The 23,771-nt window shown below is 60.5% G+C and carries 22 protein-coding genes and 1 tRNA gene; 20 read left to right on the top strand and 3 right to left on the bottom strand.

The genetic code is table 11. The features are described from left to right. Positions 1–39 precede the first annotated feature (39 nt). The 10 genes from PNAP_RS03860 to aspS all read left to right on the top strand — a co-directional run bounded on the left by PNAP_RS03860 (position 40) and on the right by aspS (position 11,942). Positions 40–3,954 (top strand): DUF3683 domain-containing protein, encoded by a 3,915-nt coding sequence (locus PNAP_RS03860; RefSeq protein WP_041376507.1) that lies wholly within the window; start codon positions 40–42, stop codon positions 3,952–3,954. A 2-nt stretch (positions 3,955–3,956) separates the two neighbouring features. Then, complete coding sequence (locus PNAP_RS03865; protein ID WP_011800193.1) at positions 3,957–4,385, top strand: HIT family protein; 429 nt, start codon at positions 3,957–3,959, stop codon at positions 4,383–4,385. A gap of 38 nt (positions 4,386–4,423) precedes the next feature. Next, positions 4,424–4,837 (top strand): gamma-butyrobetaine hydroxylase-like domain-containing protein, encoded by a 414-nt coding sequence (locus PNAP_RS03870; RefSeq protein WP_011800194.1) that lies wholly within the window; start codon positions 4,424–4,426, stop codon positions 4,835–4,837. Positions 4,838–4,847: 10 nt separating this feature from the next. Further along, positions 4,848–5,579 (top strand): bifunctional demethylmenaquinone methyltransferase/2-methoxy-6-polyprenyl-1,4-benzoquinol methylase UbiE, encoded by a 732-nt coding sequence (gene ubiE / locus PNAP_RS03875; RefSeq protein ID WP_011800195.1) that lies wholly within the window; start codon positions 4,848–4,850, stop codon positions 5,577–5,579. Positions 5,580–5,637: 58 nt separating this feature from the next. After that, on the top strand, positions 5,638–6,630 hold the full coding sequence (locus PNAP_RS03880; protein ID WP_011800196.1) for a Tim44 domain-containing protein: 993 nt from the start codon (positions 5,638–5,640) through the stop codon (positions 6,628–6,630). 90 nt (positions 6,631–6,720) lie between these two features. Beyond that, positions 6,721–7,416, top strand: a complete 696-nt coding sequence (locus tag PNAP_RS03885; protein ID WP_011800197.1) for a hypothetical protein — start codon at positions 6,721–6,723, stop codon at positions 7,414–7,416. Further along, entirely contained in the window at positions 7,413–8,966 is a 1,554-nt protein-coding gene (gene ubiB, locus PNAP_RS03890; protein WP_011800198.1) for a ubiquinone biosynthesis regulatory protein kinase UbiB, read from the top strand. Before PNAP_RS03885 ends, ubiB begins: the two co-directional genes overlap by 4 nt. Before the next feature lie 129 nt (positions 8,967–9,095). Further along, positions 9,096–9,458, top strand: a complete 363-nt coding sequence (locus tag PNAP_RS03895; protein WP_011800199.1) for an FmdB family zinc ribbon protein — start codon at positions 9,096–9,098, stop codon at positions 9,456–9,458. Next, the gene (locus PNAP_RS03900; RefSeq protein WP_041376508.1) at positions 9,458–10,087 is read left to right on the top strand and encodes a DUF502 domain-containing protein; all 630 of its coding nucleotides are present in this window, start codon (positions 9,458–9,460) and stop codon (positions 10,085–10,087) included. The genes PNAP_RS03895 and PNAP_RS03900 overlap by 1 nt, the downstream gene beginning before the upstream one ends. Before the next feature lie 67 nt (positions 10,088–10,154). Continuing rightward, positions 10,155–11,942 carry an aspartate--tRNA ligase gene (gene aspS / locus PNAP_RS03905; protein ID WP_232290749.1) on the top strand — a complete coding sequence of 596 codons (1,788 nt, stop codon included), beginning with the start codon at positions 10,155–10,157 and terminating at the stop codon, positions 11,940–11,942. Between the two features lie 79 nt (positions 11,943–12,021). Here aspS and PNAP_RS03910 read toward each other — a convergent pair whose 3' ends face one another. Next, the gene (locus PNAP_RS03910; protein ID WP_011800202.1) at positions 12,022–12,465 is read right to left on the bottom strand and encodes a universal stress protein; all 444 of its coding nucleotides are present in this window, start codon (positions 12,463–12,465) and stop codon (positions 12,022–12,024) included. 394 nt (positions 12,466–12,859) lie between these two features. Between PNAP_RS03910 and PNAP_RS03915 the strand changes: the two genes are divergently transcribed. From PNAP_RS03915 to PNAP_RS03930, 4 genes are all read left to right on the top strand, one after another. After that, positions 12,860–13,681 carry a sensor histidine kinase gene (locus tag PNAP_RS03915; protein WP_011800203.1) on the top strand — a complete coding sequence of 274 codons (822 nt, stop codon included), beginning with the start codon at positions 12,860–12,862 and terminating at the stop codon, positions 13,679–13,681. Next, positions 13,678–14,322, top strand: coding sequence for a response regulator (locus PNAP_RS03920; RefSeq protein ID WP_011800204.1), 645 nt, complete (start codon positions 13,678–13,680; stop codon positions 14,320–14,322). Before PNAP_RS03915 ends, PNAP_RS03920 begins: the two co-directional genes overlap by 4 nt. A 150-nt stretch (positions 14,323–14,472) precedes the next feature. Continuing rightward, positions 14,473–14,904: a response regulator gene (locus PNAP_RS03925; protein WP_232290750.1), complete on the top strand. Its 432-nt coding sequence runs from the start codon at positions 14,473–14,475 to the stop codon at positions 14,902–14,904. 35 nt (positions 14,905–14,939) lie between these two features. Next, positions 14,940–15,728 (top strand): helix-turn-helix domain-containing protein, encoded by a 789-nt coding sequence (locus PNAP_RS03930; protein WP_011800206.1) that lies wholly within the window; start codon positions 14,940–14,942, stop codon positions 15,726–15,728. A 22-nt stretch (positions 15,729–15,750) separates the two neighbouring features. Here PNAP_RS03930 and PNAP_RS03935 read toward each other — a convergent pair whose 3' ends face one another. Together PNAP_RS03935 and PNAP_RS03940 are read right to left on the bottom strand one after the other, a co-directional pair. Further along, positions 15,751–16,344, bottom strand: coding sequence for an NAD(P)H-dependent oxidoreductase (locus PNAP_RS03935; protein ID WP_011800207.1), 594 nt, complete (start codon positions 16,342–16,344; stop codon positions 15,751–15,753). Positions 16,345–16,440: 96 nt separating this feature from the next. Continuing rightward, on the bottom strand, positions 16,441–17,016 hold the full coding sequence (locus PNAP_RS03940; protein ID WP_157040207.1) for a phasin family protein: 576 nt from the start codon (positions 17,014–17,016) through the stop codon (positions 16,441–16,443). Between the two features lie 288 nt (positions 17,017–17,304). Between PNAP_RS03940 and PNAP_RS03945 the strand changes: the two genes are divergently transcribed. From PNAP_RS03945 to PNAP_RS03975, 6 genes are all read left to right on the top strand, one after another. Continuing rightward, positions 17,305–17,381 (top strand) — tRNA-Arg (locus PNAP_RS03945). A gap of 658 nt (positions 17,382–18,039) precedes the next feature. Continuing rightward, positions 18,040–19,896 carry a feruloyl-CoA synthase gene (locus tag PNAP_RS03955; protein ID WP_011800210.1) on the top strand — a complete coding sequence of 619 codons (1,857 nt, stop codon included), beginning with the start codon at positions 18,040–18,042 and terminating at the stop codon, positions 19,894–19,896. Between the two features lie 16 nt (positions 19,897–19,912). Further along, positions 19,913–21,163 (top strand): thiolase family protein, encoded by a 1,251-nt coding sequence (locus PNAP_RS03960; RefSeq protein ID WP_011800211.1) that lies wholly within the window; start codon positions 19,913–19,915, stop codon positions 21,161–21,163. A 214-nt stretch (positions 21,164–21,377) separates the two neighbouring features. After that, entirely contained in the window at positions 21,378–22,142 is a 765-nt protein-coding gene (locus PNAP_RS03965) for an SDR family NAD(P)-dependent oxidoreductase (RefSeq protein ID WP_011800212.1), read from the top strand. A gap of 19 nt (positions 22,143–22,161) precedes the next feature. Then, positions 22,162–22,581 (top strand): acyl-CoA thioesterase, encoded by a 420-nt coding sequence (locus tag PNAP_RS03970; RefSeq protein WP_011800213.1) that lies wholly within the window; start codon positions 22,162–22,164, stop codon positions 22,579–22,581. Between the two features lie 41 nt (positions 22,582–22,622). Then, complete coding sequence (locus PNAP_RS03975; RefSeq protein ID WP_011800214.1) at positions 22,623–23,756, top strand: ABC transporter substrate-binding protein; 1,134 nt, start codon at positions 22,623–22,625, stop codon at positions 23,754–23,756. Positions 23,757–23,771: the final 15 nt, after the last annotated feature.

Consider the following 23,771-nt stretch of genomic DNA (forward strand, 5'->3'; position numbering starts at 1 on the left):
CAGCGCTGGACGTGGGTCCGAAGCCGCTGAAATTCCACGATGAACGCACCTACTACCCTCCAAGAATTGAATGTTTTCGCCGACGGCGCAAAGCATGCCGAACCCCGCATCCGCGAGATTCCCTACAACTACACCTCGTTTTCCGACCGGGAAGTGGTGATTCGCCTGCTGGGCAGCCGCGCCTGGGACTTGCTCAACCTGCTGCGCGGCGAACGCCATACCGGCCGCTCGGCGCGCATGCTCTACGAAGTGCTGGGCGACATCTGGGTGGTGCAGCGCAACCCGTATCTGCAGGACGATTTGCTGGACAACCCCAAGCGGCGCAAGCTGCTGGTCGAAGCGCTGCAGCACCGCCTGGGAGAAATTGAAAAGCGCCGCACGCCCCATGTGGACAGCGAGCGAGACGCCATCGTCGGCGAGCTGATGCAGGGCGCCCAAGCAGCTGTCGGCCGCTTTTCCGCTTCGTTCGAGGAAGTCGCCGGCCTGCGCCAGCAAACCGAACGCAAGCTGCACAAGCTCACGCGCAAGGACAACATCAAGTTCGACGGCCTGTCGCGCGTCTCGCATGTGACTGATGCGACCGACTGGCGCGTCGAATACCCGTTCGTGGTGCTGACCCCGGATACGGAAACCGAGATGGCCGGGCTGGTCAAGGCCTGCATCGAACTCGGCCTGACGATTGTTCCGCGCGGCGGCGGCACCGGCTACACGGGCGGGGCGATTCCGCTGACCTGGAAGTCGGCGGTCATCAACACCGAAAAGCTCGAAGCCATGACGGAAGTCGAGATGGTCTCGCTGCCTGGCCTGGACCGGCCGGTGGCGACCGTCTGGACCGAGGCGGGCGTGGTGACGCAGCGCGTGGCCGATGCGGCCGAGCGCGGCGGCTTCGTGTTCGCGGTCGATCCGACATCGGCCGAAGCGTCGTGCATTGGCGGCAACATCGCCATGAACGCCGGCGGCAAGAAGGCTGTGCTCTGGGGCACGGCGCTGGATAACCTGGCCTCGTGGCGCATGGTGACGCCCGATGCGCAGTGGCTGGAGGTCACGCGCGTGGGCCACAACCTGGGCAAGATCCACGACGCCGAGATGGCTAGCTTTGACCTGAATTACTTTGAAGCCGACGGCAAGACGCCGATCCGCACCGAGCGGCTCGACATTCCGGGCAAGACCTTCCGCAAGGAAGGCCTGGGCAAGGACGTGACCGACAAGTTCCTCAGCGGCCTGCCGGGCATCCAGAAGGAAGGCTGCGACGGTCTGATCACCAGCGCGCGCTGGATCGTTCACCGCATGCCGGCGCACACGCGCACCGTGTGCATGGAGTTCTTCGGCAACGCCAAGGATGCCGTGCCGAGCATTGTCGAGATCAAGGATTTCATGTTCGCCGAGCAAAAGCGCGGCGGCGCGATTCTCGCCGGGCTGGAGCATCTGGACGACCGCTATTTGCGCGCTGTCGGTTACGCCACCAAGTCCAAGCGCGGCGGCGACGGCAAGGGCGCGACGGGCGTGCCGAAAATGGTCTTGATCGGCGACATTGCCGGCGACGACGCCGATGTGGTGGCCCGCGCCACCAGCGAAGTGGTGCGCATCGCCAACTCGCGCAGCGGCGAAGGCTTCATTGCCATCAGCCCGGAGGCGCGCAAGAAATTCTGGCTGGACCGCAAGAAAACGGCGGCCATCTCGCGCCACACCAACGCCTTCAAGATCAATGAAGACGTGGTGATTCCGCTGCCGCGCATGGCCGAATACACCGACGGCATCGAGCAAATCAACATCGAGCTGAGCCTCTCGAACAAGATCAAGCTGTGCGACGAACTGGACGCATTTTTCCGCAAGGGCAACCTGCCGCTGGGCAAGGCCGAGGACGCCAGCGAGATTCCTTCGGCCGAGCTGATGGAAGACCGGGTTGGGCAGGCCGTGGCGCTGGTGGCCGACGTGCGCAAGCTGTGGTCCGGCTGGCTGCAGGACGTGGCCACGCTGTTCCCGCAACTGCAGGACCACACGCTGCGCGCGAGCTGGAAAACCCAGATACGCGCGCCGCTGCAGGCGATTTTCAGCGGCGGCGCATTCAAGCCGATCCTGGAGGAGTGCAGCGCGATCCACAAGCGCGTGCTCAAGGGCCGGGTCTGGGCCGCGCTGCACATGCACGCGGGCGACGGCAACGTGCATACCAACCTGCCGGTCAACAGCGACGACTACGAGATGCTGCAAGCCGCCCATGGGGCCGTGGCGCGCATCATGGTGCTGGCGCGCTCGCTCGACGGCGTGATCTCGGGCGAACACGGCATCGGCATCACCAAGCTCGAATTTCTGACCGACGCGGAGTTGCAGCCCTTCACCGACTACAAGGCCAGGGTCGATCCCGAAGGGCGCTTCAACAAGGGCAAGCTGCTTCGCAATCAGGAGCACCTTGTGCATGCTGGACCTGCGCTAACGGCTGATTTGACCAATGCCTACACACCCAGCTTCGGGCTGATGGGCCACGAGTCGCTGATCATGCAGCAAAGCGACATCGGCGCGATTGCCGACAGCGTCAAGGACTGCCTGCGCTGCGGCAAGTGCAAGCCGGTGTGCGCCACGCATGTGCCGCGCGCCAACCTGCTGTACAGCCCGCGCAACAAGATCTTGGCGACTTCGCTGCTGGTCGAGGCCTTTTTGTACGAGGAGCAGACCCGGCGCGGCATCAGCCTGAAGCACTGGGAGGAATTCGAGGACGTGGCCGACCACTGCACGGTCTGCCACAAGTGCCTGAACCCGTGCCCGGTCGATATCGACTTCGGCGAGGTGTCGATGAACATGCGCAACCTGCTGCGCAAGATGGGCCAGAAGTCGTTCCGTCCCGGCAATGCGGCGGCGATGTTCTTTTTGAACGCGACGAATCCGCAAACCATCAAGGTGATGCGCACGGCCATGGTTGATGTCGGCTTCAAGGCCCAGCGCCTGGCCAATGACGTGCTGCGCAGCGTGACCAAAAAGCAGACCGCGCTGCCGCCAGCGACCGTGGGCAAGGCGCCAGTCAAGGAACAGATCATCCACTTCATCAACAAGAAGATGCCCGGCGGCCTGCCCAAGAAAACCGCGCGCGCCTTGCTGGACATCGAGGACAAGGACTACGTCCCGATCATCCGCAACCCGAAAGCCACCACGGCCGAAACCGAGGCGGTGTTTTACTTCCCGGGCTGCGGCTCCGAGCGGCTGTTCAGCCAGGTCGGACTGGCCACGCAGGCCATGCTCTGGCACGCGGGCGTCCAGACCGTGCTGCCGCCGGGCTACCTGTGCTGCGGCTATCCGCAGCGCGGCAGCGGTGACTTTGACAAGGCCGAGAAGATGATCACCGACAACCGGGTGCTGTTCCACCGGGTCGCCAACACGCTGAACTACCTCGACATCAAGACGGTGGTGGTCAGTTGCGGCACCTGCTACGACCAGCTGCAGGGCTACCAGTTCGACAAGATATTCCCCGGCAGCCGCATCATCGACATCCACGAATACCTGCTCGAAAAAGGCATCACCTTGCCGGCGAACCAGCCCGGTTTCCTGTACCACGAGCCCTGCCACAACCCGATGAAGCTGGGCGACTCGATGAAAACCGTCAAGGCGCTGATTGGCGACAACGTCCTCAAAAGCGAGCGCTGCTGCGGCGAGTCGGGCACGCTGGGCGTGACCCGGCCGGACATCTCGACGCAGGTGCGCTTTCGCAAGGAAGAGGAAATCCGCAAGGGCGAAGCCCAGTTGCGCGCTTCCGGGGCCGTTTCCGAAACGGGCAATGTGAAGATTTTGACCAGTTGCCCGAGCTGCCTGCAGGGCCTGACCCGCTACGGCAACGACCTGCAAAACGGCCTGTTAGAGGCCGATTACATCGTGGTCGAGATGGCGAACCAGATTTTGGGCAAGGAATGGCTGCCTGAGTATGTGGCGGCGGCCAACCACGGCGGCATCGAGCGGGTGCTGGTCTAGCCATGAATGAACACGCTTGCCCGCTGTGCGAAGCCGATGGCGGTTTGCTGGTGTTTCGCAATCACGACTTGCGCATCATCCAGGCGGATGAAGCCGGTTTCCCGGCGTTTTACCGCGTGGTCTGGAACCGGCATGTGGCCGAATTTTCCGACCTTTCGGCGACTGAGCGACAGATTTGCATGCATGCCGTCGCGCGGGTCGAGCAGGTGCTGCGCAGTGAACTGCGGCCCGCCAAGATCAACCTGGCCGCACTGGGCAACATGGTGCCGCATCTGCACTGGCATGTGATTGCTCGTTTCGACTGGGACAGCCACTTTCCGGCGCCGGTCTGGAGTGTGCCGCAGCGCCCGGTTGATGAGGCGCAGGTGGCTGCTGTCGCGTCGCGGTGCAGTGAGATCAACCGGCTGATTGCCGAAAAAATGGCGCTTTGAAGCGCTCCCACCTATTTTCAAAAAAGCGAGGCATCCTCATGGCAGGTCTTCAAGCCGGGTCGCCGACCCCCACGGCGCTGACGGTTCACAGCCAGTCGCGCATTCTCGAAATTGCCTTTTCAGACGGCGCGCAATTCAAAATCCCGTTTGAATTGATGCGTATCTATTCGCCTTCGGCAGAAGTGCAGGGCCACGGACCGGGGCAGGAAGTCTTGCAGACCGGCAAGCGCGAGGTCAATGTGGTGGAACTGGAGCCGATTGGCAACTATGCGGTCAAGCCGGTGTTTTCAGACGGCCACGAAAGCGGACTGTTCACCTGGGACTATCTGTACCACCTGGGCGCCGACCAAAGCCGGCTCTGGGACGATTACCACCGCCGGCTGCAGGCGGCCGGTGTGGAGCGCGATGCGCCCATGGTGGCCGCAGGCGGACATGGCTGCAGCACTCACTGAAATTGACTTTATGACTACTACCCATTTTGGTTTTGAATCGGTCGATGAGCAGGACAAGGCGCGCCGCGTGCGCAGCGTGTTCGACTCCGTCGCTCCCAAATACGACGTGATGAACGACCTGATGTCGATGGGCCTGCACCGTGCCTGGAAGGCCTATACCGTGCTGGTCGCCAACGTCAGGGAAGGCCAGCAGGTGCTGGACATCGCGGGCGGAACGGGCGACCTGGCGCTGGCGTTCGCGCCCAAGGTGGGCGCCACCGGCCGCGTGGTGCATACCGACATCAATGAAGCCATGCTCAGGGAAGGGCGCAACCGCCTGCTGGACGCGGGTGTATGCTTGCCGACACTGGTCTGCGATGCCGAAAAACTGCCTTTTGCCGATGCCAGTTTTGATGTCGTCACGGTGGCTTTCGGCCTGCGCAACATGACCCACAAGGACGTGGCCCTGCGGGAAATGAACCGCGTGCTCAAGCCTGGCGGCAAGTTGCTGGTGCTGGAGTTTTCCAAGGTGGCCAAGCCGCTCGAAAAAATTTATGACTGGTATTCGTTCAAGGTCTTGCCAAAAATAGGCAAGCTGGTGGCCAACGACGATGCCAGCTACCAGTACCTGGCCGAGTCGATCCGCATGCATCCAAGCCAGGAAGAACTCAAAACCCTTATGAAAAATACTGGCTTTGGTCATGTGGATTACCACAACATGTCAGGCGGGGTGGTGGCATTGCATGTTGGAATCAAGTGTTGACAGATTTTTCGGCTTCATGCCGTGATCAGTTTTATTTGGTTTGATTCAAGGAGACAAAATGAAAATTTGGCAGGTCATTCTTTCCGCGGTGTTTGCGGTAACCCTTCTTTTGTCCGGCACGGTAGCCGATGCCAAGCGCATGGGCGGCGGTGGTTCCATTGGCAAGCAGTCGTCCAATGTGACGCAGCGTCAGGCGCCGGCCAACAATGCGACCAATTCCCCGGCCGCGCCCGGTGCCGCTGCTGCTGCGGCACCGAAAAAGCCGTGGGGCGCCATGCTGGGTGGCCTGGCCGCTGGCCTGGGTCTGGCCTGGCTGGCTTCGTCGCTGGGCCTGGGTGGCGCTTTCAGCCAGATCATCATGTTTGCCTTGCTGGCGCTGGTGGTGATGGTGGTGATTGGTTTCGTCATGCGCAAGCTCAAGGGCCGTGGTGCCAGCGCACCGGGCGCGACCCGCTCGCAGCCGCCTTTCGCCTTCCAGGGCGCAGGCAATGCTGCCGAGGCCTCGATACCCCGAAGCTACAGTCCATCCAACGTGGGCAACGACGCTTCAGCGCGTCCCTGGGAGCGCAACACAACGCTGTTTGACAACATGGGTACGGCTGCGGCCCCTGCCGCTGGCGGGTCCATGATTGGCTCCGGTTTGTCCGGTTCGCAATCCTGGGGCGTGCCTGCCGGCTTTGATGCTGATGGCTTCCTCAAGGCCTGCAAGGCCAATTTCGTGACCTTGCAGGATGCCTGGGACCGTTCGGACATCCAGAACCTGCGCTCCATGATGACGGATGACATGCTGGAGCAGATCAAGACGCAGCTGGCAGACCGCGAAACCCATACCGGCGGCGTGAGCAACAAGACCGAAGTCGTGATGCTCAATGCCCAGTTGCTGGGTATTGAGGAAATGAGCGACGTGTACATGGCCAGCGTCGAGTTCTCCGGCATGATCAAGGAAGACGCTTCATCCGGCGCCAGCCCGTTTCGCGAAGTCTGGAACATGACCAAGCCCCGTAGCGGCGGCAGCGGATGGCTGGTGGCGGGCGTCCAGGCCCTGCAGTGAGCTTTGCCACGGAAAAATAAATAAGCGGCTAAAGGCCAACGCAAGGGCATTGGGTTCGGACGGCCTTTTATCCTGCAAAATCGGGGACGTATGAATAACACGTCCCCTTTTTCTTTTCTGGAATCCATCGCCACCCGTTTTCAGCCTCCCGCCTGGGTGGTCGATGAAGGGCAGCAGCGGCTGGTGCTGTTTCTCAACCATGTCCTCCTGCAGGAAAAGCAGGCCCAGGAGCGCCTTTTACGTCAAAAAGGCCGTGTTGTGCATTTGCGGTGGGGCATGTTTGCTATTGATTTGCTAGTAACTCCCGCCGGTCTTGCGGATCGCGCTCCTGCTTTTTCCAAACCTGATCTTGTCCTGTCAGTGGCTGCCGAGTCGCCGCTGGCCGTTGTGCAGGCGGCGCTGGCAGGCAAGGCGCCTCCGGTCAAGATCGAGGGCGATGTACAACTGGCTGCCGACATTGGCTGGCTGGCTGAAAACCTGCGCTGGGATGCCGAAGAAGATTTGTCCCGCCTGATCGGGGATGCACCAGCCCATGCGCTGGCCGATGCCGGCAGGCGGCTGGCGTCAGGCTTGATACAGTTTCTGGCCAAGGGGCCGCTGTCCCCGTCAGCGCAGGCGGCAGCAGCACCGCCAGAGCCCACGCAAGCTTCCGTGGCACCGGTCGCCCCAGCTTCTCAAGCCAGTCCCGTGCGGGATGCAACGGCAATGCAGTCGCATCCTGACGAAGTCGAGATGAATGACGCGACAGGCGCGGGAGTCCCAATCCCGCCCAAGGCGTCTGCATGAGCCGGATTTTCAGGGGGATTTTCATTGTCTGGACCGTATTGCGGTTTGGTCTGGACGAGTTGGTGCTGTCCAGTTTTGAAAAACCGTGGATTCGCCTGCTGACGCGCATCGTGTCGGTCGGGCGCAACCTGAAGGCTCCCAGGGGTGAACGCCTTCGGCAGGCGCTCGAACATCTGGGTCCGATTTTTGTCAAGTTTGGCCAGGTTCTGTCCACCCGCCGCGACTTGCTGCCGCCCGATATTGCCGATGAGCTGGCGCGTCTGCAGGACCGGGTGCCGCCATTTCCGTCTGCCGTGGCTGTGGCGATCATTGAAAAGTCCTTTGGCCGGCCGCTGGACCGCATCTTTGAAAGCTTTGAGCAAACGCCCGTGGCCAGCGCTTCCATTGCCCAGGTTCACTTTGCCACACTGCCCGGTGGCCGCGAGGTCGCCGTCAAGGTGCTGCGGCCCAACATGGTGGCCGCTTTCAGGAAGGATCTGGCGCTGATGCGCATGATGGCGGGCTGGGTTGAGCGCGCGTCAAGCGATGGCAAGCGCCTGAAGCCGCGCGAGGTGGTGGCCGAGTTCGACAAATACCTTCATGACGAACTTGATTTGCTGCGCGAGGCGTCCAATGCGGCACAGCTGCGCCGCAACATGAAAAGCCTTGACCTGGTGATGATCCCGGAAATGTACTGGGAATACTGCATGCCCGATGTGATGGTGATGCAGCGCATGCACGGGGTGCCCATTGGCCAGACCCAGCGCCTGCGCGATGCCGGCGTGGACATGAAGAAACTGTCGCGCGATGGCGTCACCATCTTCTTTACCCAGGTGTTTCGCGACGGCTTCTTTCATGCCGACATGCATCCGGGAAACCTCCAGGTCAGCCTGGCGCCGGAAACCTTCGGGCGCTATATTTTGCTCGATTTCGGAATCGTGGGAACGCTGACCGAGGTGGACAAGGAATACCTGGCGCAAAACTTCAGCGCGTTTTTCCAGCGCGACTACAAGCGCGTGGCCGAGTTGCACATCGAGTCGGGCTGGGTTCCTCCGGCGACTCGCGTCGATGAGCTGGAGTCCGCGATTCGCGCCTGCTGCGAGCCGATGTTCGACCGCCCGCTCAAGGATCTGTCGCTGGGAATGGTGCTGATGCGGCTGTTCCAGACCTCGCGCCGCTTTCAGGTGGAAATCCAGCCACAACTGGTGCTGCTGCAGAAAACGCTGCTCAATATTGAAGGCCTGGGGCGCGAGTTGGACCCCGACCTGGATCTCTGGAGCACGGCCAAACCTTTTCTGGAGCGCTGGATGCTGGAGCAGGTCGGCCCTGAAAAACTGCTGGCCCAGCTGAAGGCGGAAGCACCTTCTTATGCCAAGCTGCTGCCCATGCTGCCGCGCCTGATGGCGCAGTACCTGAAGGCCGGCCCGCCGGCAAGTCCTAGCCACCTGAGCGAATTGCTGGCAGAACAAAAGCGCACCAACAAGCTGCTGCAAAGCCTGATCTATGGCGGCCTGGGTTTTGTCCTGGGGCTGATTTTCATGCAGATCGTCCTGCGCATCCGGCTGTTTTGAGGCTTGCCATGCCTGGGTTGCAACGCCGTTGCGCTGCCAGGCCTTTCGCAGGGCAAGCCCTATAATTGAAAGCTTTGCGCCGCCTGGCCTTTGCAGTCGGCAAACTCCCGGAAAACGAGCCCAAGCACCATGCCTATCTATGCTTACAAATGCGAATCCTGCGGATTTGCCAAGGACGTCCTGCAAAAAATGTCGGATACACCCTTGTCGGTATGCCCGCAATGCGGCGTATCCAGCTTCAAGAAGCAGTTGACCGCCGCTGGTTTTCAGCTCAAGGGTTCGGGCTGGTATGTGACTGATTTTCGCGGCGGCAACAACGCCGCGCCAGCCGCCAAGTCGGCCGATACCCCGACAGCTGCACCGGCCGCAAGCAAGTCCACCGACACCACTTCCGCGTCGGCAGGCGCCTCGACCGCAGCAAGCCCTGCGCCAGCTGCAGCACCGTCCAGCAGCAAGAGCACCAGCGGCGACGCTTCCACCAAATCCTCATGATGAGCTCGATTCGCCGGTGGCTGCTGGCAGGTCTTCTGGTGCTGGTGCCCGTGGCCATCACCCTGGCAGTGCTCAACTGGATTGTGGGAACGCTGGACCAGACCCTGCAGATACTTCCCGTTGCCTGGCACCCCGACCGGCTGCTGGGTTTTCATCTTCCCGGTTTTGGCGTGCTGCTGACGCTTGGCATCGTGTTGGTGATAGGCGCGCTTGCCAGCAACTTTCTGGGCAAGAAGCTGCTCCTGGTCGGCAATGCCCTGCTGCGCCGGATTCCGATTGTCCGGTCGATTTATTCAAGCGTGAAGCAGGTTTCCGATACGTTGTTTTCCGAGAACGGCAATGCCTTTCGCAAGGCATTGCTGGTGCAATGGCCGCGCGAGGGTGTCTGGACCATTGGTTTCCTCACGGGCTTTCCGGGCGGCGATGTGGTCAACCACCTACCGGCTGACTACCTCAGCGTCTATGTTCCGACAACGCCCAATCCCACGGGCGGCTATTTCGTCATGCTCAAGAAAACTGAATGCATTGAGTTGAAGATGAGTGTCGATGAGGCACTGACCTACGTGATCTCCATGGGCGTGGTGGTTCCCGTGGCACGTCCCACCCCACCGCTGAATCCCCCCCTGTAAACAGCGCAGCAGCGCTGACAATTTTCGAGTATTTTTTATGGCTATCGCTGATACACAAGTCGCTCAAATGCGTTCCAACTATTGCGGTCTGGTGACCGAGAGCCTGATGGGCCAGACGGTCAGCCTGTGCGGCTGGGTCAACCGCCGGCGCGACCATGGCGGCGTGATCTTCATCGACCTGCGCGACCGCGAAGGTTATGTGCAGGTGGTGTGCGACCCGGACCGGGCCGAGATGTTCGGCATCGCCGAAGACGTGCGCAACGAGTTCTGCGTTCAGGTCAAGGGCATTGTGCGCGCCCGTCCTGAAGGCACGGCCAACGCCAGCCTGAAAAGCGGCCAGGTCGAGGTGCTGTGCCATGAGCTGATCGTGCTGAATGCCAGCGTCACGCCACCGTTTCAGCTCGACGACGACAACCTGTCGGAAACCACGCGCCTGACGCACCGGGTGCTGGACCTGCGCCGCCCCTACATGCAGAACAACCTGATGCTGCGCTACCGCGTGGCGATGGAAACGCGCAAGTTCCTCGATGCCAACGGTTTCATCGACATCGAAACCCCCATGCTGACCAAGAGCACGCCCGAAGGCGCGCGTGATTACCTGGTGCCCAGCCGTGTCAACGAAGGCCAGTTTTTCGCCCTGCCGCAAAGCCCGCAGCTGTTCAAGCAGTTGCTGATGGTGGCCGGTTTTGACCGCTACTACCAGATCACCAAGTGCTTTCGCGACGAAGACCTGCGCGCCGACCGCCAGCCCGAATTCACGCAGATCGATATTGAAACATCCTTCATGGGCGAGCAGGAAATCCGCGACATGTTCCAGGGCATGATCAGCAACATGTTCAAGACGGTGCTGAACACCGACCTGGGCGAATTTCCGGTCATGGCCTATGCCGATGCGATGCACCGCTACGGCTCGGACAAGCCCGATTTGCGCGTCAACCTCGAATTCACTGAACTGACCGATGTGATGGCCGATGTGGACTTCAAGGTCTTCAGCGCGCCGGCGACTACTCCCGGTGGCCGCGTGGTGGCCCTGCGCGTGCCCGGCGGCGCTGAAATCAGCCGCAGCGAAATTGATGCCTACACCGAATTCGTCAAGATTTACGGCGCCAAGGGCCTGGCCTGGATCAAGGTCAACGACGTTAGCAAGGGCCGTGAAGGCTTGCAAAGCCCCATCGTCAAGAACATTCACGATGCGGCGGTGGCTGAAATCCTCAAGCGCACCGGTGCGCAAAACGGCGACATCCTTTTCTTTGGCGCCGACAAGTCCAAGGTGGTCAACGACAGCATCGGGGCCTTGCGCTTGAAGGTCGGCCACAGCGTCTTCGGCAAAAAGTCCGGTTTGTTCACCAAGGGCTGGAAGCCGCTGTGGGTGGTTGATTTCCCGATGTTCGAATATGACGAAGACGGCAAGCGCTGGAGCGCGGTGCATCACCCCTTCACAGCCCCGAAAGACGGCCATGAAGACTGGATGGACACCGACCCGGGGCGCTGCATCGCCAAGGCCTATGACATGGTGCTCAACGGCTGGGAACTGGGCGGCGGCTCGGTGCGTATCCATCGCGCCGACGTGCAAAGCAAGGTGTTCAGTGCGCTGAACATTGGCCCGGAAGAGGCCCAGCTGAAGTTCGGCTTCCTGCTCGATGCGCTGCAGTATGGCGCGCCGCCGCACGGTGGTCTGGCCTTTGGCCTGGACCGCATCGTGACCATGATGACCGGCGCCGAGTCGATCCGCGACGTGATTGCCTTCCCCAAGACCCAGCGCGCGCAATGCCTGCTGACCCATGCGCCGAGTCCGGTGGATGAGAAACAGTTGCGCGAGTTGCATATCCGCCTGCGCAATCCGCTTCCGATCTGAACGCGGCAGGGTTACGCATTCAGCAAAAAGGGCACCTGCAAGGTGCCCTTTTTAGTTTGATGAGCGGACAGGTATAGCGTTAGCGCAGCACCAGCACAGGCACGGTGCTGTGTGTCAGTACATGCTGGGTTTCACTGCCTAGCAGCACCCGTTTGATGCCTTTTCGGCCATGCGACGCCATGACGACGAGGTCGCAATTGTGTTTTTTGGCGGTAGCCATGATGGATTCCGCGACCAGGTCAGACTGCGAAACAACCGCCTGGGCCTTGACGCCCCGGGCTTCGGCTTCCTGCCGTACCGAGTCCACTACAGCCTGGCCCTTGTCGTTCCACTGCTTTTCGGTACGGGCAATATCCTCAACCGAAATCGTGATGCCGCCTTCAAAATAGCTGACAGGGTAGCGCGGCACGACATACAGCGCTACCAGTTCCGCACCTATGGCCGCCGCCAGTTCAATGGCACTGTTCACAGCGGTCCTTGAAAGATCAGAGCCGTCAGTCGCTACAAGAATTCGCTGGTACATGATGGATTCTCCAATCTAGATACTAAATTTTTAGCGTAAGCGTGTCGCTGCCTGCCGGTATTGATTCATGTCAAGACATGCAATGGGCTTGCTTGCCGAAGCATGGTTGAAGGTGTTGCTGAAGTCAACAAGAACTGGAGTCAGTTCTTGTTTCAAAAACCAGTTGAACTGGGTAGAACACTCTGTAACGGCGATAACTGTTTGTAGATAAGGTCTCCCATTCATCTATCTGCGCACTCATTTGCCGTAAGGTCAAAACATTGCATGAACAGGTTGATGGAAAGATATGCATCACTCCCGGTTCTTCTATCAGCGAAGCGTTCAGAAGCGCTTCAGAACAGCCGCGAATGATCTGAAGCCAGGCATGCAAATGTGAAATCCTTCAGGGGAATTTATGAAGAATCGTTTTAATTTTGACGTGAAATCAAAAGCATTAACGAGAGTCGGGGGCCGGGCGGCATGTCGCCAGATTTGTGGCCTGCAGCCTTCAGCGCAAGCATTTGCGGTTGACGGGGCGGTGGGACTCACCGAAGCGGCACGGCTCTTGGAGGAGCGCCGCGCCTTCGCCGTGGCAGCCAACGCCATCCGTGAGGAAGAAAAATCCCGCCTGGCCCGTGAACTGCACGATGAGCTTGCACAGTCGCTGACGGCATTGAAGATGGATGCTATCTGGGTTCGCGACCAGGCAGACGCCTGGCCTGCAATGGTTGCTGCAAAGCTGACCGACATGGTGGAAATGCTTGACCGGACGGTTGCCGCGACACGCCGCATGGCCGCCGATTTGCGGCCGCTGCTGCTCGATGACCTGGGCTTGGCGCCGGCCATCGAATGGCTCGCAAGCAGCTTTATGCAGCGCTGCGGTATTCCCTGCAGGCTGTCGATCAACGGGGGACTGGGCTTGGAACTGCCGGAACCTTATGCGACTGCTGTGTTCCGGATCGTTCAGGAGTCACTGAATAATATTGCCAAACATGCCGCTGCCTCGCAAGTGGTGGTGACTTTGGACCAGACGCTGGATACGGTAAAACTGGTGGTGCAGGACGATGGTTGTGGATTCTTTTCCACTGCAGAACGCAAGCCGCAATCGTTGGGGCTCATGGGTTTGCGCGAGCGCGCGCAACTGCTCGGTGGATGTGTCGCTATCCGCAGCACACCCGGGCAGGGTACCTGCATTGAGGTCAGCATTCCCCTGGACCCCATGGGAGCCTGCGGATGATCAGGATCGTGATCGCGGACGACCATGCCATCGTCAGGGAAGGGCTCAAGCGCATTGTCACTTTGGCGGAGGACATGACGGTGGTGGGAGAAGCTGCAAACGGAACAGAAGTCATGCAGCAGGTGCGTGAATCAGATTTTGATGTTCTGGTGCTTGATCTGTCCATGCCAGGGCGCAGTGGCATGGAGTTGATCAAGATGGTGCGATGCGAAAAACCCAGGCTTCGCATCCTTGTGCTCAGCATGCATGAAGAACTCCAATACGCCGTTCGCTCGATCAAGTGCGGTGCCAGCGGCTACCTGACCAAGGAAAGCGCGCCGATGCAGCTGATGCAGGTGTTGCGCAAGATTGCTGCGGGGGGCGCTTTCATCAGCACTGGCGTTGCCGAACAGTTGGCTCTGGGCTCGATGCTGGGTTCAAGCGCCGCAGCGCACGAAAAACTGACGGACCGGGAATTCGAGGTCTTCCGTTTGATCGCCATAGGCATGTCCGTCACGGATATTGCAGGGCGGCTGAATCTTTCGGCCAAAACCATCAGCACCCACAAAGCCAACCTCATGCAGAAAATGAACCTGCAAAACCAGAGTGAACTGATTCGCTATGCCATCAAGCATGGCGTTACCGAACCTCTGGAGCCGTAAATGCTTTTGAACCTTCATTCAGGCAAGCTTCAGTCGGGTCCGGGCGAAAGTCCCTCCTGCATGCTGCTTTTTCGGGATAGGCTTAGGCGTGATCGGTGCAGGCCATTGACTTATCCAGACATTTCTGACGCTGGCTGTCAGGCAACACGCATGGCGTGCGGTATTGATGAGCAGCACATTACAGAGATGGATCAAAAAGACATCTCTATCTCTGTAAGGGTTTTCATTGCAGATGACTCGTCCCTGATACGGGAGCGCGTCGCTTCAATGCTCGGCGCCAGCGCGATGACGATCGTCGGCCAGGCCGAAACGCCGCAGGACTCGATTGAGGGCATTCTTGCTGTGTATCCCGACGTCGTGGTGCTGGACGTTCAACTCGAAGGCGGGTCGGGTCTGCAGGTATTGCGGGCAATTCGCCACGCAGCACCAGACATCGCCTTTGTCGTCTTCAGCAATAGCTCGGATCCGGGTTATCGCAAACGCTATCTGGGTGCCGGGGCCGATGGTTTTCTTGACAAGACCCATGAGTTCGACCAACTCGCGCAAGCGGTGTTCAACGCCTCGCAGCATACCGATTATTGAAATTTCAGAGTTTGAATAAAAAAGGAGTGTTCATCATGTCTGCCGTTCTTGAAGCTTTAACCTCTCCCCCGGAACCTCGCGTTCGGCAGCAGACAGTCACCTCCGTACCACCGATCAATCCCCTCAAGATGCGCTGCTCCAGTTGCCATCTGGGGGAGTTGTGCCTGCCTTGCGGAATCGCCGTGAGCGATGTGCAGCGTCTGGACGAATTCAGGTTCGGCAGGCGCAAGGTCAAGACAGGGCAGACCCTTTACCGTGAAGGCGACCGTTTTCAGTTCTTCTATGCCGTGCGCAGCGGCACCTTCAAATCCAAGCTGATGCTGGCGGACGGCAGAGAGCAGGTCAACGGATTTTGCATGACCGGAGAAATCATGGGTCTGGACGGAGTGGCTTATGGAACCCATGCCAGCAGTGCCATTGCACTGGAGGATGCCGAGGTCTGTGCCATTCCCTATGCCCAGTTGACTGAACTGGCGGCAGGCAACGCCGGACTGCAACAGGTGTTTGCACGAATCATGAGCCGTGAGATTTTGCGCGAGCACAGCTTGATGACCCTGCTCGGAAGCATGAACGCCGAAGAACGGCTGGCCGCTTTTTTGCTCAATTTGTCGCACCGCCTCAAAGTACGCGGCTATTCGGCCACCGAATTTCACTTGCGGATGTCGCGTGCCGAGATCGGCAGCTACCTCGGTATGACGCTGGAAACCGTCAGCCGCACCTTTTCCACCTTTCAGCAGTTGCGTCTGCTTGAAGTGGACAAGCGCCACATTCGGCTTGTTGATGTCGAGGGTTTGACGCGAGCTTTCAAGACGGGCTTGAATTGAGGCGCAATCCATGGTTTGCCCTTCACTGGGCCTGTTCGCCCATTCGCTGCAATTTCTTCAGCCATTTCCCGGCGTCTGCCTCGTTGAGGCTGGCAGTCATGCCTATCAGCGTCTCATGGACCGGCTTGATCCCAACGAAGCCAAGAATATTGCGCTCCAGCGACTTGATGCCGTGCGCCCGGAAATACCAGCGGTAGAGCAGGGCGGGCATGCCCATGGTGACGACAACCCGGGCTGATCGGCCTGTCAGGGCTTTTTTCGTGAAGGCCGCATTGCTGCCCTCGCGTTCAAAGGCAAAGCCCGGCCGTGCTATCTGCTCCAGAAAACCCTTGAGCAGGGCTGGCATGTCGCCCAGCCAGAGTGGAAAGAACAAAACGATATGTTCCGCCCAGCGGATGTCTGCCTGGGCCTGTTGCAAGCCTGCTGGCAGCGAACCTTCTTCCCATGCCTGCTGGCTGCGCAGCAGGGGGAAATCAAGTTCGGCCACGTTGGTCCTGCGCACCAGATGGCCGGTATGTTGCGCACCAAGGGCATAGGCATCGGCCAAACCATGGCACAGGTGGGGCTGGGACATATCCGGATGCCCCTGAACCAGGAGAATTCGTTGAAGCGTCATGAATGCGCAAGATTTTTTATGCTATTAATAATATAGCTGTATATGCAGGTGTGGTAAGCGCGATAGCCGGTTTTCATTCGCAGATTGAAAAATTGGCTACTCAAGAGCTTGTGCCGCCGCAGGTGGGCGCTCATGTCCCGCAGGTAGGTGGCCATTCATTGGGGGTATGGCTTTACCGGATGCGATACGGGAGATGGGCTGTCGGGTGGGGTTGCCGGTTTTTCCCTTGAAAGCTTCCTCGCTTTCAGGCAAGGCTGCCGGAAAGTTGCTTAAAGCCCGTTCCATGCGGTCCTTGGTCTTGCCAATGAACATGTGGTTCATCTGGGCCATCATTTCCATCTGCGTCTGCATACTCGTTGTGGCCACTTGCTGCCAGTATTGAATCGGGTTTTCCCAATAAAAATTCATCAGGTCTGAGTGAATGCCTGGCAGATCGACAGGGCCATTTGCAGCGCACAGCTTTTGTGCCGCCGCCTCGTGAATCATCAGGGCCTGATGGGTTGCTTGCTGCCGGGCCTGGTGCAGGGTTTCTCTGCTGCGAAACCATGTGCAGGCCGCTCCCATGGCTGTCGCATATTGTTCCCGGACAAGGTCTGACCAGAAGTTCAGAACTGGCGACGTACCCTCAAGCTGGGTTTGAGAAGAAAACGGACGGGATGATTTTTGGCTCACTGGTAATTTCCTTTAAGGGTTTGAAAATTCAGGAAAATCTTGATGCAGTGAGTCCATTTTGTGAGTCACTTAACCAGCACCTTTTGATCTGGCGCAAGCCCTTCATTCAGCACGGGTAACTTCATGTAATCAACAAACTGCCTTCATGAAGCGCAAGCATGGACAGAGGCATGCAGCGACTGTTGAGTTTTTGTTGAGCCGTCAACACGGCTTCTTTCAACGAAAATTCATTTGCCTGGCTGATTTCACCGTTTTGGGTTTAATAACTACGCTATAATTTAAAGCTTGGCGGCTGTAGCTCAGTTGGATAGAGTACTTGGCTACGAACCAAGGGGTCGTGGGTTCAATTCCTGCCAGCCGCACCAGACGATAGCCCTAGAACAGTGATGTTCTAGGGCTTTTTCGTTTCTGCGCTACCTTAAAGCCACGTACCCTTGCGTGACTTATTTCCCCTCTCTGCATTTACGACGCGCAACAAGGTGGTCCGGTCCACCGTAAATTGCACCTTGTTTGCGACTTCCACCAGCCTGGCCACCGTGGCCGTTGCATAGGGCTGTGGCATACCTTCTATCGCATGGCCTGCCTCGCCACCAACTTGTCGCGTGAGCAGGCGTGTCTCGTCGCGCGCATTGATCACCGGATGGCCGCCTTCGCTGGCCAGCGCACAGGCATAACCCCGCCTTCTGCGAGGAGGCGCAGACGAGGGCGGTGCGGTGTTCACACGTCACATCAGGGTAAGTACTGACCAAAAAACAGATGCGCTGGATTTAAATCATAGTTATATTTAATAACTAGATGGTTTTAATTCATAACCTGTTTTGAGCCAAGGAACCCGATGACAAACACTCCTAAATCCTTACCTGCGACGCACGCCCGGACGGCGGCCGACACGGTTTGTTCACCGGGTCACTGATGGCGTCGATCGCCCAGGCGGCTCCCGATGCCAAGGTGCAGAAAACCTGACCCTCCGCCTGTGCGGCGGCGGCAAAAAACGAGATACCCAGTTCCAGAGGAGACAAACCCATGACCCCCATGAAATTCCGGCCCCTGACCTTTGGCGTGACCCGTGTCACGCTGCGCGACGGCGCGCCGGGCGTCCATTACCTGCAGGCCGACCAGGCGCTTGAGCCCTATCCTGAGCGCATGACGGACAGGCTCAGGCACTGGGCGCAGACCGTGCCCGGGCGCAGCTTCGTCGCCCGGCGCATCAAGCTGGCCGACGGCAGCCTGGGCGACTGGCGCCATGTGAGCTATGGGGAAACCTGGCAAACCGCGCGCAACATTGCCCAGGGACTGATCGAGCGCGGCCTGAGCGCCGAGCGCCCGGTGGTCATCCTGAGCGAAAACAGCATCGAGCATGCGCTGCTGTCGCTCGGCTGCCTGATCGCCGGCGTGCCCTTCGTGCAGACCTCACCCGCCTATTCGCTGATCAGCACCGATTACGAAAAACTCAGGCATGTCATCCGCACCGTGACACCCGGCATGCTGTTTGCCAGCGATGCGGCCCGCTATGGCAAGGCCCTGCAGGCCGTGGCCAGCGAGGACATGGAAGTGGTCCTGCTCGAAGGCGAACTGGCGGGCCGGCCCAGCACCTCTTTTGCAGCGCTGGCCGCCACCGCCGAAACCCCGGCGGTGGACGCTGCGATGGCCGCCACCGGCCCGGACACCATCACCAAATTCCTGTTCACCAGCGGCTCGACCAAGCTGCCCAAGGCGGTCATCAACACCCAGCGCATGTGGTGCGCCAACCAGCAGCAGATGGCCCAGTCGATGCCGGTGCTCACCGAGGCGCCGCCCGTGCTGGTGGACTGGCTGCCGTGGAACCACACCTTTGGCGGCAACCACAACGTCGGCATGGTGCTCTACCACGGCGGCACGCTCTACATCGACGACGGCAAGCCGACCCCGGCGCTGATGCACGAAACCCTGCGCAACCTGCGTGAAATCGCCCCCACGGTGTATTTCAACGTGCCCACGGGTTTCGAAGCGATTGCCCTGGCCATGAAAACCGACAGCCAACTGCGCAAGACCCTGCTGTCGCAGGTGAGGATGTTCTTTTATGCCGGCGCCTCGCTGGCCCAGCCGGTGTGGGACAGCCTGTACGAGAGCGAAGAGCTTGAGATCGGCGAGCGCATCGTGATGGCGACCGGCCTGGGCATGACCGAATCCGGCCCGTTCGGCCTGTATGTGACCAGCCCCAATGTCCAGGCCGGCGATCTCGGCGTGCCGACGCCAGGCATGCAGGTCAAGCTGGTCGATCTCCAGGGCAAGACCGAAATCCGCTACCGTGGCCCCAACATCACGCCGGGCTACTGGCGCGCGCCGCAGGAAACCGCCGAGGCCTTTGACGAGGAAGGCTTCTTTTGCTCGGGCGATGCGGTCAAGTGGATCGACGAGACCGACATCCACAAGGGCCTGAAGTTTGACGGCCGCATTGCCGAGGACTTCAAGCTCGCCACCGGCACGTTCGTGAGCGTCGGCCCGCTGCGCGCCAGGATCACCGCTGCCGGCGCGCCCTACATCCAGGACGTGGTGCTGACCGGCATCAACCTGAAGGAAGTGGGCGCCATGGTGTTCCCGACCCCGGCGGTGCGGCGCTTGAGCGGCCTGCCGGCCGGCACTTCCATGCACGACGTGCTCGACAGCCCGCCGGTGCTGGCCCACTTCCAGCAAGTGCTCAACGAGCTGGCCAAGACCGCCACCGGCAGCGCCAACCGCATCGCCCGCCTGTGCCTGCTGGCCGACCCGCCGACGATAGAGCGCGGCGAAGTCACCGACAAGGGCTCGATCAACCAGCGCGCCGTCCTGACCCACCGCGCCGACACCGTGAACAAGCTGCATGCCGACGAGCTCCACTACATCCTCAAACCCCAAGCCTGAACAGGGAGAAATTTGCATGGCACACACTGGTTTTTTCAACGCCTTCGATGACATCTGGATGCTGGCTGGCGTGCGCACGCCCATGGTCGATTACTGCGGCGCACTCGGCCACATCTCGCCCACCGACCTGGGCATCAAGGTGGCTAGAGAAGTGCTGGCGCGCGCTGGCGTGCCGGGCGCGCACATCGGCTCGGTGATTGCCGGCAACATGGCACCCGGCGATTTTGACCAGTTCTTTTTGCCGCGCCACATCGGCCTGTATGCCGGCGTGCCGGTGGACGTGCCGGCCCTGATGGCCCAGCGCATCTGCGGCACCGGCTTTGAGCTGTTTCGCCAGGCCGGCGAGCAGATCCAGGGCGGCGCCTGCGAGGCTGCGCTGGTCGTGGGCACCGAAAGCATGACGCGCAACCCGATTGCCGCATTCGACCACCGCACCGGCTTCAAGCTCGGCGCGCCCGTGGGTTTCAAGGACTACATGTGGGAGGCGCTCAAAGACCCGGCCGCCGGCATCAACATGATCCAGACGGCCGAGAACCTGGCGAAAAAATATGGCATCCAGCGCGAAGAGGTCGATGAATTCGCCTCCAGCTCGTTCGCCAGGGCCGTGGCGGCGCAGCAAAGCGGTTTCCATGCCGGCGAAATCGTGCCCATCGTCACCGAGAAATTCGAGCTGGAGGGCTACAAGCCGCGCGGCATCCGCCTGCAGGGAAAGACCACGGAAGTGGCGCTTGACACCCATGCCCGCCTCTCGCCGGCCGATGTGCTGGCCAGGCTCAAGCCGGTCTATGAAGGCGGCGTGCAGACCGGCGGCAACAGCGCTGCGCTGGTCGATGCGGCGGCGGCGGCCGTGGTGAGTTCGGGCGCCTACGCCAGGGCGCAGGGCAAAACGCCGTTGGCCCGCGTGGTCGCCTCGGCCGTGGTCGGCGTGCCGCCCGAGATCATGGGCATCGGCCCGGCGCCGGCCATTCAGCTGCTGCTGGCGCGCACCGGCTTGAGCTTGGCGCAGATCGGCCGCTTCGAGATCAACGAAGCGCAGGGCGCGCAGACGCTGGCCGTTGGCCGAGAACTGGGGCTGGATTTGAGCCGTCTGAACGTCAACGGCGGCGCGATTGCGCTCGGTCATCCGCTGGCTGCCACCGGCGTGCGCCTGACCATCACGCTGGCGCGTGAAATGAAACGCGCCGGCGTGCGCTGGGGCATTGCCTCGGCCTGCATCGGCGGTGGCCAGGGGATTGCGCTGCTGCTGGAGAACCCCGAGGCAGCCTGAGCTGGTGTTTTTCAGAAAAATATGAATCAAAAGTGACTTTTGCGCACGACCCGCATGCATAAGCAGCTATTAAAAACATAGTGACTGGCAGGCGGGTGTGGCGCGGCGTCACCGGGCATCGAAAAAACAGCGATTTTTAAGCAAAAAGTGCCTATTGCGCATACGCCACGGGCGCTAATAGCTACTTAAACAATAGCAAAAAGGAATTGACATCATGCACATTCAAGGACAAGCGGCGCTGGTCACCGGCGGTGGCTCCGGCCTCGGCGAAGCCACCGCCCGCGAACTGGCCCGCCTGGGCGCGAAGGTTGCCGTGCTGGACGTGAACCTGGAGAATGCCCAGCGCGTGGCGGCCGAAATTGGCGGCCTGGCCTGCCAGTGCGACGTGACCAGCGGCGACAGCGTGCAAGCGGCCATCGACGCCGCCGCAGCCGCCCATGGCCCGGCCCGCATCCTGATGCAGATTGCCGGCATTGGCGCCGCCAGGCGCGTCATCGGCAAGGACGGCTCGCCGGCGCCGCTGGAGGATTTCATCAAGGTCGTCAACGTCAACCTGGTCGGCACCTACAACGTGGCCCGCCTGTTCTCCGCCGCCTGCGCCAGGCTGGCGCCTATGGAAGACGGCGAGCGCGGCGCCATGGTGTTCACCGCCTCGGTGGCGGCCTTTGACGGCCAGGTCGGCCAGCAGGCCTACAGCGCCTCCAAGGGCGGCGTGGTCGGCATGACGCTGCCCATGGCGCGCGATCTGGCGCTGCACGGCATCCGTGTCTGCACCATCGCGCCGGGCCTGTTTGCCACGCCACTGATGAAAACCCTGCCCGAGCCGGTGCAGGCCTCGCTGGCCGCGAGCATCCCGTTTCCTTCTCGCCTGGGCAAGCCGAGCGAGTTTGCCGAGCTGGCCTGCCACATCGTGAGCAACGGCCACCTGAACGGCGAAGTGATTCGCCTCGACGGCGCATTGCGCATGGCCCCGCGTTGAACTTCGGAAAACAACCATCATGAGCAAAACCGTTGTGTATGAACTGGAAGTGATGTTCGGCGACTGCGACCCCGCCGGCATCGTCTTCTTCCCCAACTTCAGCAAGTGGATGGATGCGTCCTCGCTGAACTTCTTCGTCAAGTGCGGCGTGCCGCCCTGGCGCGAACTCATCAAGACGCGCGGCATCGTCGGCACGCCGCTGCTGGAAATCAACACCAAATTCATGCGCCCGGCCACCTATGGCGAGCGCCTGCAAATCTACACCAGCGTCACCGAATGGCGTGACAAGGTGTTCATGCACAGGCATGTGGTCAAGCGCGGCGACGACGTGCTCTGCGAAGGCACCGAAGTGCGCGCCTTCGTCGTGCATCCGCCCGAAGCGCCGGACCGCATCAAGTCGATTCCCGTGCCAGAAGACATCAAGGCCTTGTGTTCCTGAAAATTTTGCTGCCGACGATACCTAGACCCAAGGAGACATTTATGAAACTGAAAAAAACCTTCATCGCCACCGCATTCACCCTGCTGGCCTGCGGCACCGCGCTGGCTGACATCACCATCGGCGTGAGCCTGCCGCTGACCGGCCCCGCCTCTGGCCTGGGCATTCCGGTGAACAACCAGATGAAGCTGTGGCCCAGCACCATCGGCGGTGAAAAGGTCAGGCTCATCATCCTGGACGATGCCACCGATCCGACCAACGGCACCAAGAACGCCAAGCGCTTCGTGACCGATGACAAGGTGGACATCATCATCGGCTCGGTCGCCACGCCGGTGGCCATTCCGATTGCCGACGTGGCCGCAGAGTCGAAAACCGTGCAGCTGTCGCTCTCGCCCATTCAGCTGCCGCCAGGCAAGGATGGCTGGACCTTCCGCATGCCGCAATCCAACGCCGTGATGTCGCACGCCATGATGGGCCTGATGAAAAAGCAGGGCGTCAAGACCGTCGGCTTCCTGGGCTACACCGATGCCTATGGCGAAGGCTGGCTCAAGGACTTCACCGCCGAGGCCGAAAAGAACGGCATCAAGGTCATCGCCACCGAGCGCTTCGCACGCTCGGACACCAGCGTGACCGGCCAGGTGCTCAAACTGGTGGCCGCCAACCCCGATGCAATGCTGATCGTCGCCTCGGGCAGCGGCGCGGCCATGCCGCACATGGCGGTGGTCGAGCGCGGCTACAAGGGAAAAATCTACCAGACGCACGCTGCCGCCACGCGTGACCTGATGCGCGTGGGCGGCAAGGCGGTGGAAGGCGCCTATGTGGTGTCCGGCCCGGCCGTGATTGCCGAGCAGTTGCCTGACAGCCATCCGTCCAAGAAAGCCGCCATCGACTTTGTGCAGAAGTTCGAGAAAGCCTATGGCCCCGGTTCGCGCAACCAGTTTGCCGGCCATGGTTATGACGCCGAACTGGTGCTCGAAAAAATCGTTCCCATGGCGCTCAAGAAAGCCAAGCCCGGCACGCCGGAATTCCGCGCAGCGCTGCGCGACGCCATGGAAACCATGGGCCGCAGCGTGGTGGCGCATGGCGTGGTGAACTGGACTAAGGACGACCACTGGGGCTACACGCCTGAAACCGGCGTGATGCTCAAGGTGGTCAACGGCGACTGGAAAGTCGAATAAGCCGTTAGTCCCGGC

It is taken from the genome of Polaromonas naphthalenivorans CJ2 (assembly GCF_000015505.1).
GTDB classification, from domain to species: Bacteria; Pseudomonadota; Gammaproteobacteria; order Burkholderiales; family Burkholderiaceae_C; genus Polaromonas; species Polaromonas naphthalenivorans.

Bases quoted from the DNA above. Each gene is read 5' to 3' on its own strand.
- PNAP_RS03860 (WP_041376507.1), top strand. From the start codon at position 40: ATGAACGCACCTACTACCCTCCAAGAATTGAATGTTTTCGCCGACGGC.
- PNAP_RS03865 (WP_011800193.1), top strand. From the start codon at position 3,957: ATGAATGAACACGCTTGCCCGCTGTGCGAAGCCGATGGCGGTTTGCTG.
- PNAP_RS03870 (WP_011800194.1), top strand. From the start codon at position 4,424: ATGGCAGGTCTTCAAGCCGGGTCGCCGACCCCCACGGCGCTGACGGTT.
- ubiE (WP_011800195.1), top strand. From the start codon at position 4,848: ATGACTACTACCCATTTTGGTTTTGAATCGGTCGATGAGCAGGACAAG.
- PNAP_RS03880 (WP_011800196.1), top strand. From the start codon at position 5,638: ATGAAAATTTGGCAGGTCATTCTTTCCGCGGTGTTTGCGGTAACCCTT.
- PNAP_RS03885 (WP_011800197.1), top strand. From the start codon at position 6,721: ATGAATAACACGTCCCCTTTTTCTTTTCTGGAATCCATCGCCACCCGT.
- ubiB (WP_011800198.1), top strand. From the start codon at position 7,413: ATGAGCCGGATTTTCAGGGGGATTTTCATTGTCTGGACCGTATTGCGG.
- PNAP_RS03895 (WP_011800199.1), top strand. From the start codon at position 9,096: ATGCCTATCTATGCTTACAAATGCGAATCCTGCGGATTTGCCAAGGAC.
- PNAP_RS03900 (WP_041376508.1), top strand. From the start codon at position 9,458: ATGAGCTCGATTCGCCGGTGGCTGCTGGCAGGTCTTCTGGTGCTGGTG.
- aspS (WP_232290749.1), top strand. From the start codon at position 10,155: ATGCGTTCCAACTATTGCGGTCTGGTGACCGAGAGCCTGATGGGCCAG.
- PNAP_RS03910 (WP_011800202.1), bottom strand. From the start codon at position 12,465: ATGTACCAGCGAATTCTTGTAGCGACTGACGGCTCTGATCTTTCAAGG.
- PNAP_RS03915 (WP_011800203.1), top strand. From the start codon at position 12,860: ATGAAGAATCGTTTTAATTTTGACGTGAAATCAAAAGCATTAACGAGA.
- PNAP_RS03920 (WP_011800204.1), top strand. From the start codon at position 13,678: ATGATCAGGATCGTGATCGCGGACGACCATGCCATCGTCAGGGAAGGG.
- PNAP_RS03925 (WP_232290750.1), top strand. From the start codon at position 14,473: ATGGCGTGCGGTATTGATGAGCAGCACATTACAGAGATGGATCAAAAA.
- PNAP_RS03930 (WP_011800206.1), top strand. From the start codon at position 14,940: ATGTCTGCCGTTCTTGAAGCTTTAACCTCTCCCCCGGAACCTCGCGTT.
- PNAP_RS03935 (WP_011800207.1), bottom strand. From the start codon at position 16,344: ATGACGCTTCAACGAATTCTCCTGGTTCAGGGGCATCCGGATATGTCC.
- PNAP_RS03955 (WP_011800210.1), top strand. From the start codon at position 18,040: ATGACCCCCATGAAATTCCGGCCCCTGACCTTTGGCGTGACCCGTGTC.
- PNAP_RS03960 (WP_011800211.1), top strand. From the start codon at position 19,913: ATGGCACACACTGGTTTTTTCAACGCCTTCGATGACATCTGGATGCTG.
- PNAP_RS03965 (WP_011800212.1), top strand. From the start codon at position 21,378: ATGCACATTCAAGGACAAGCGGCGCTGGTCACCGGCGGTGGCTCCGGC.
- PNAP_RS03970 (WP_011800213.1), top strand. From the start codon at position 22,162: ATGAGCAAAACCGTTGTGTATGAACTGGAAGTGATGTTCGGCGACTGC.
- PNAP_RS03975 (WP_011800214.1), top strand. From the start codon at position 22,623: ATGAAACTGAAAAAAACCTTCATCGCCACCGCATTCACCCTGCTGGCC.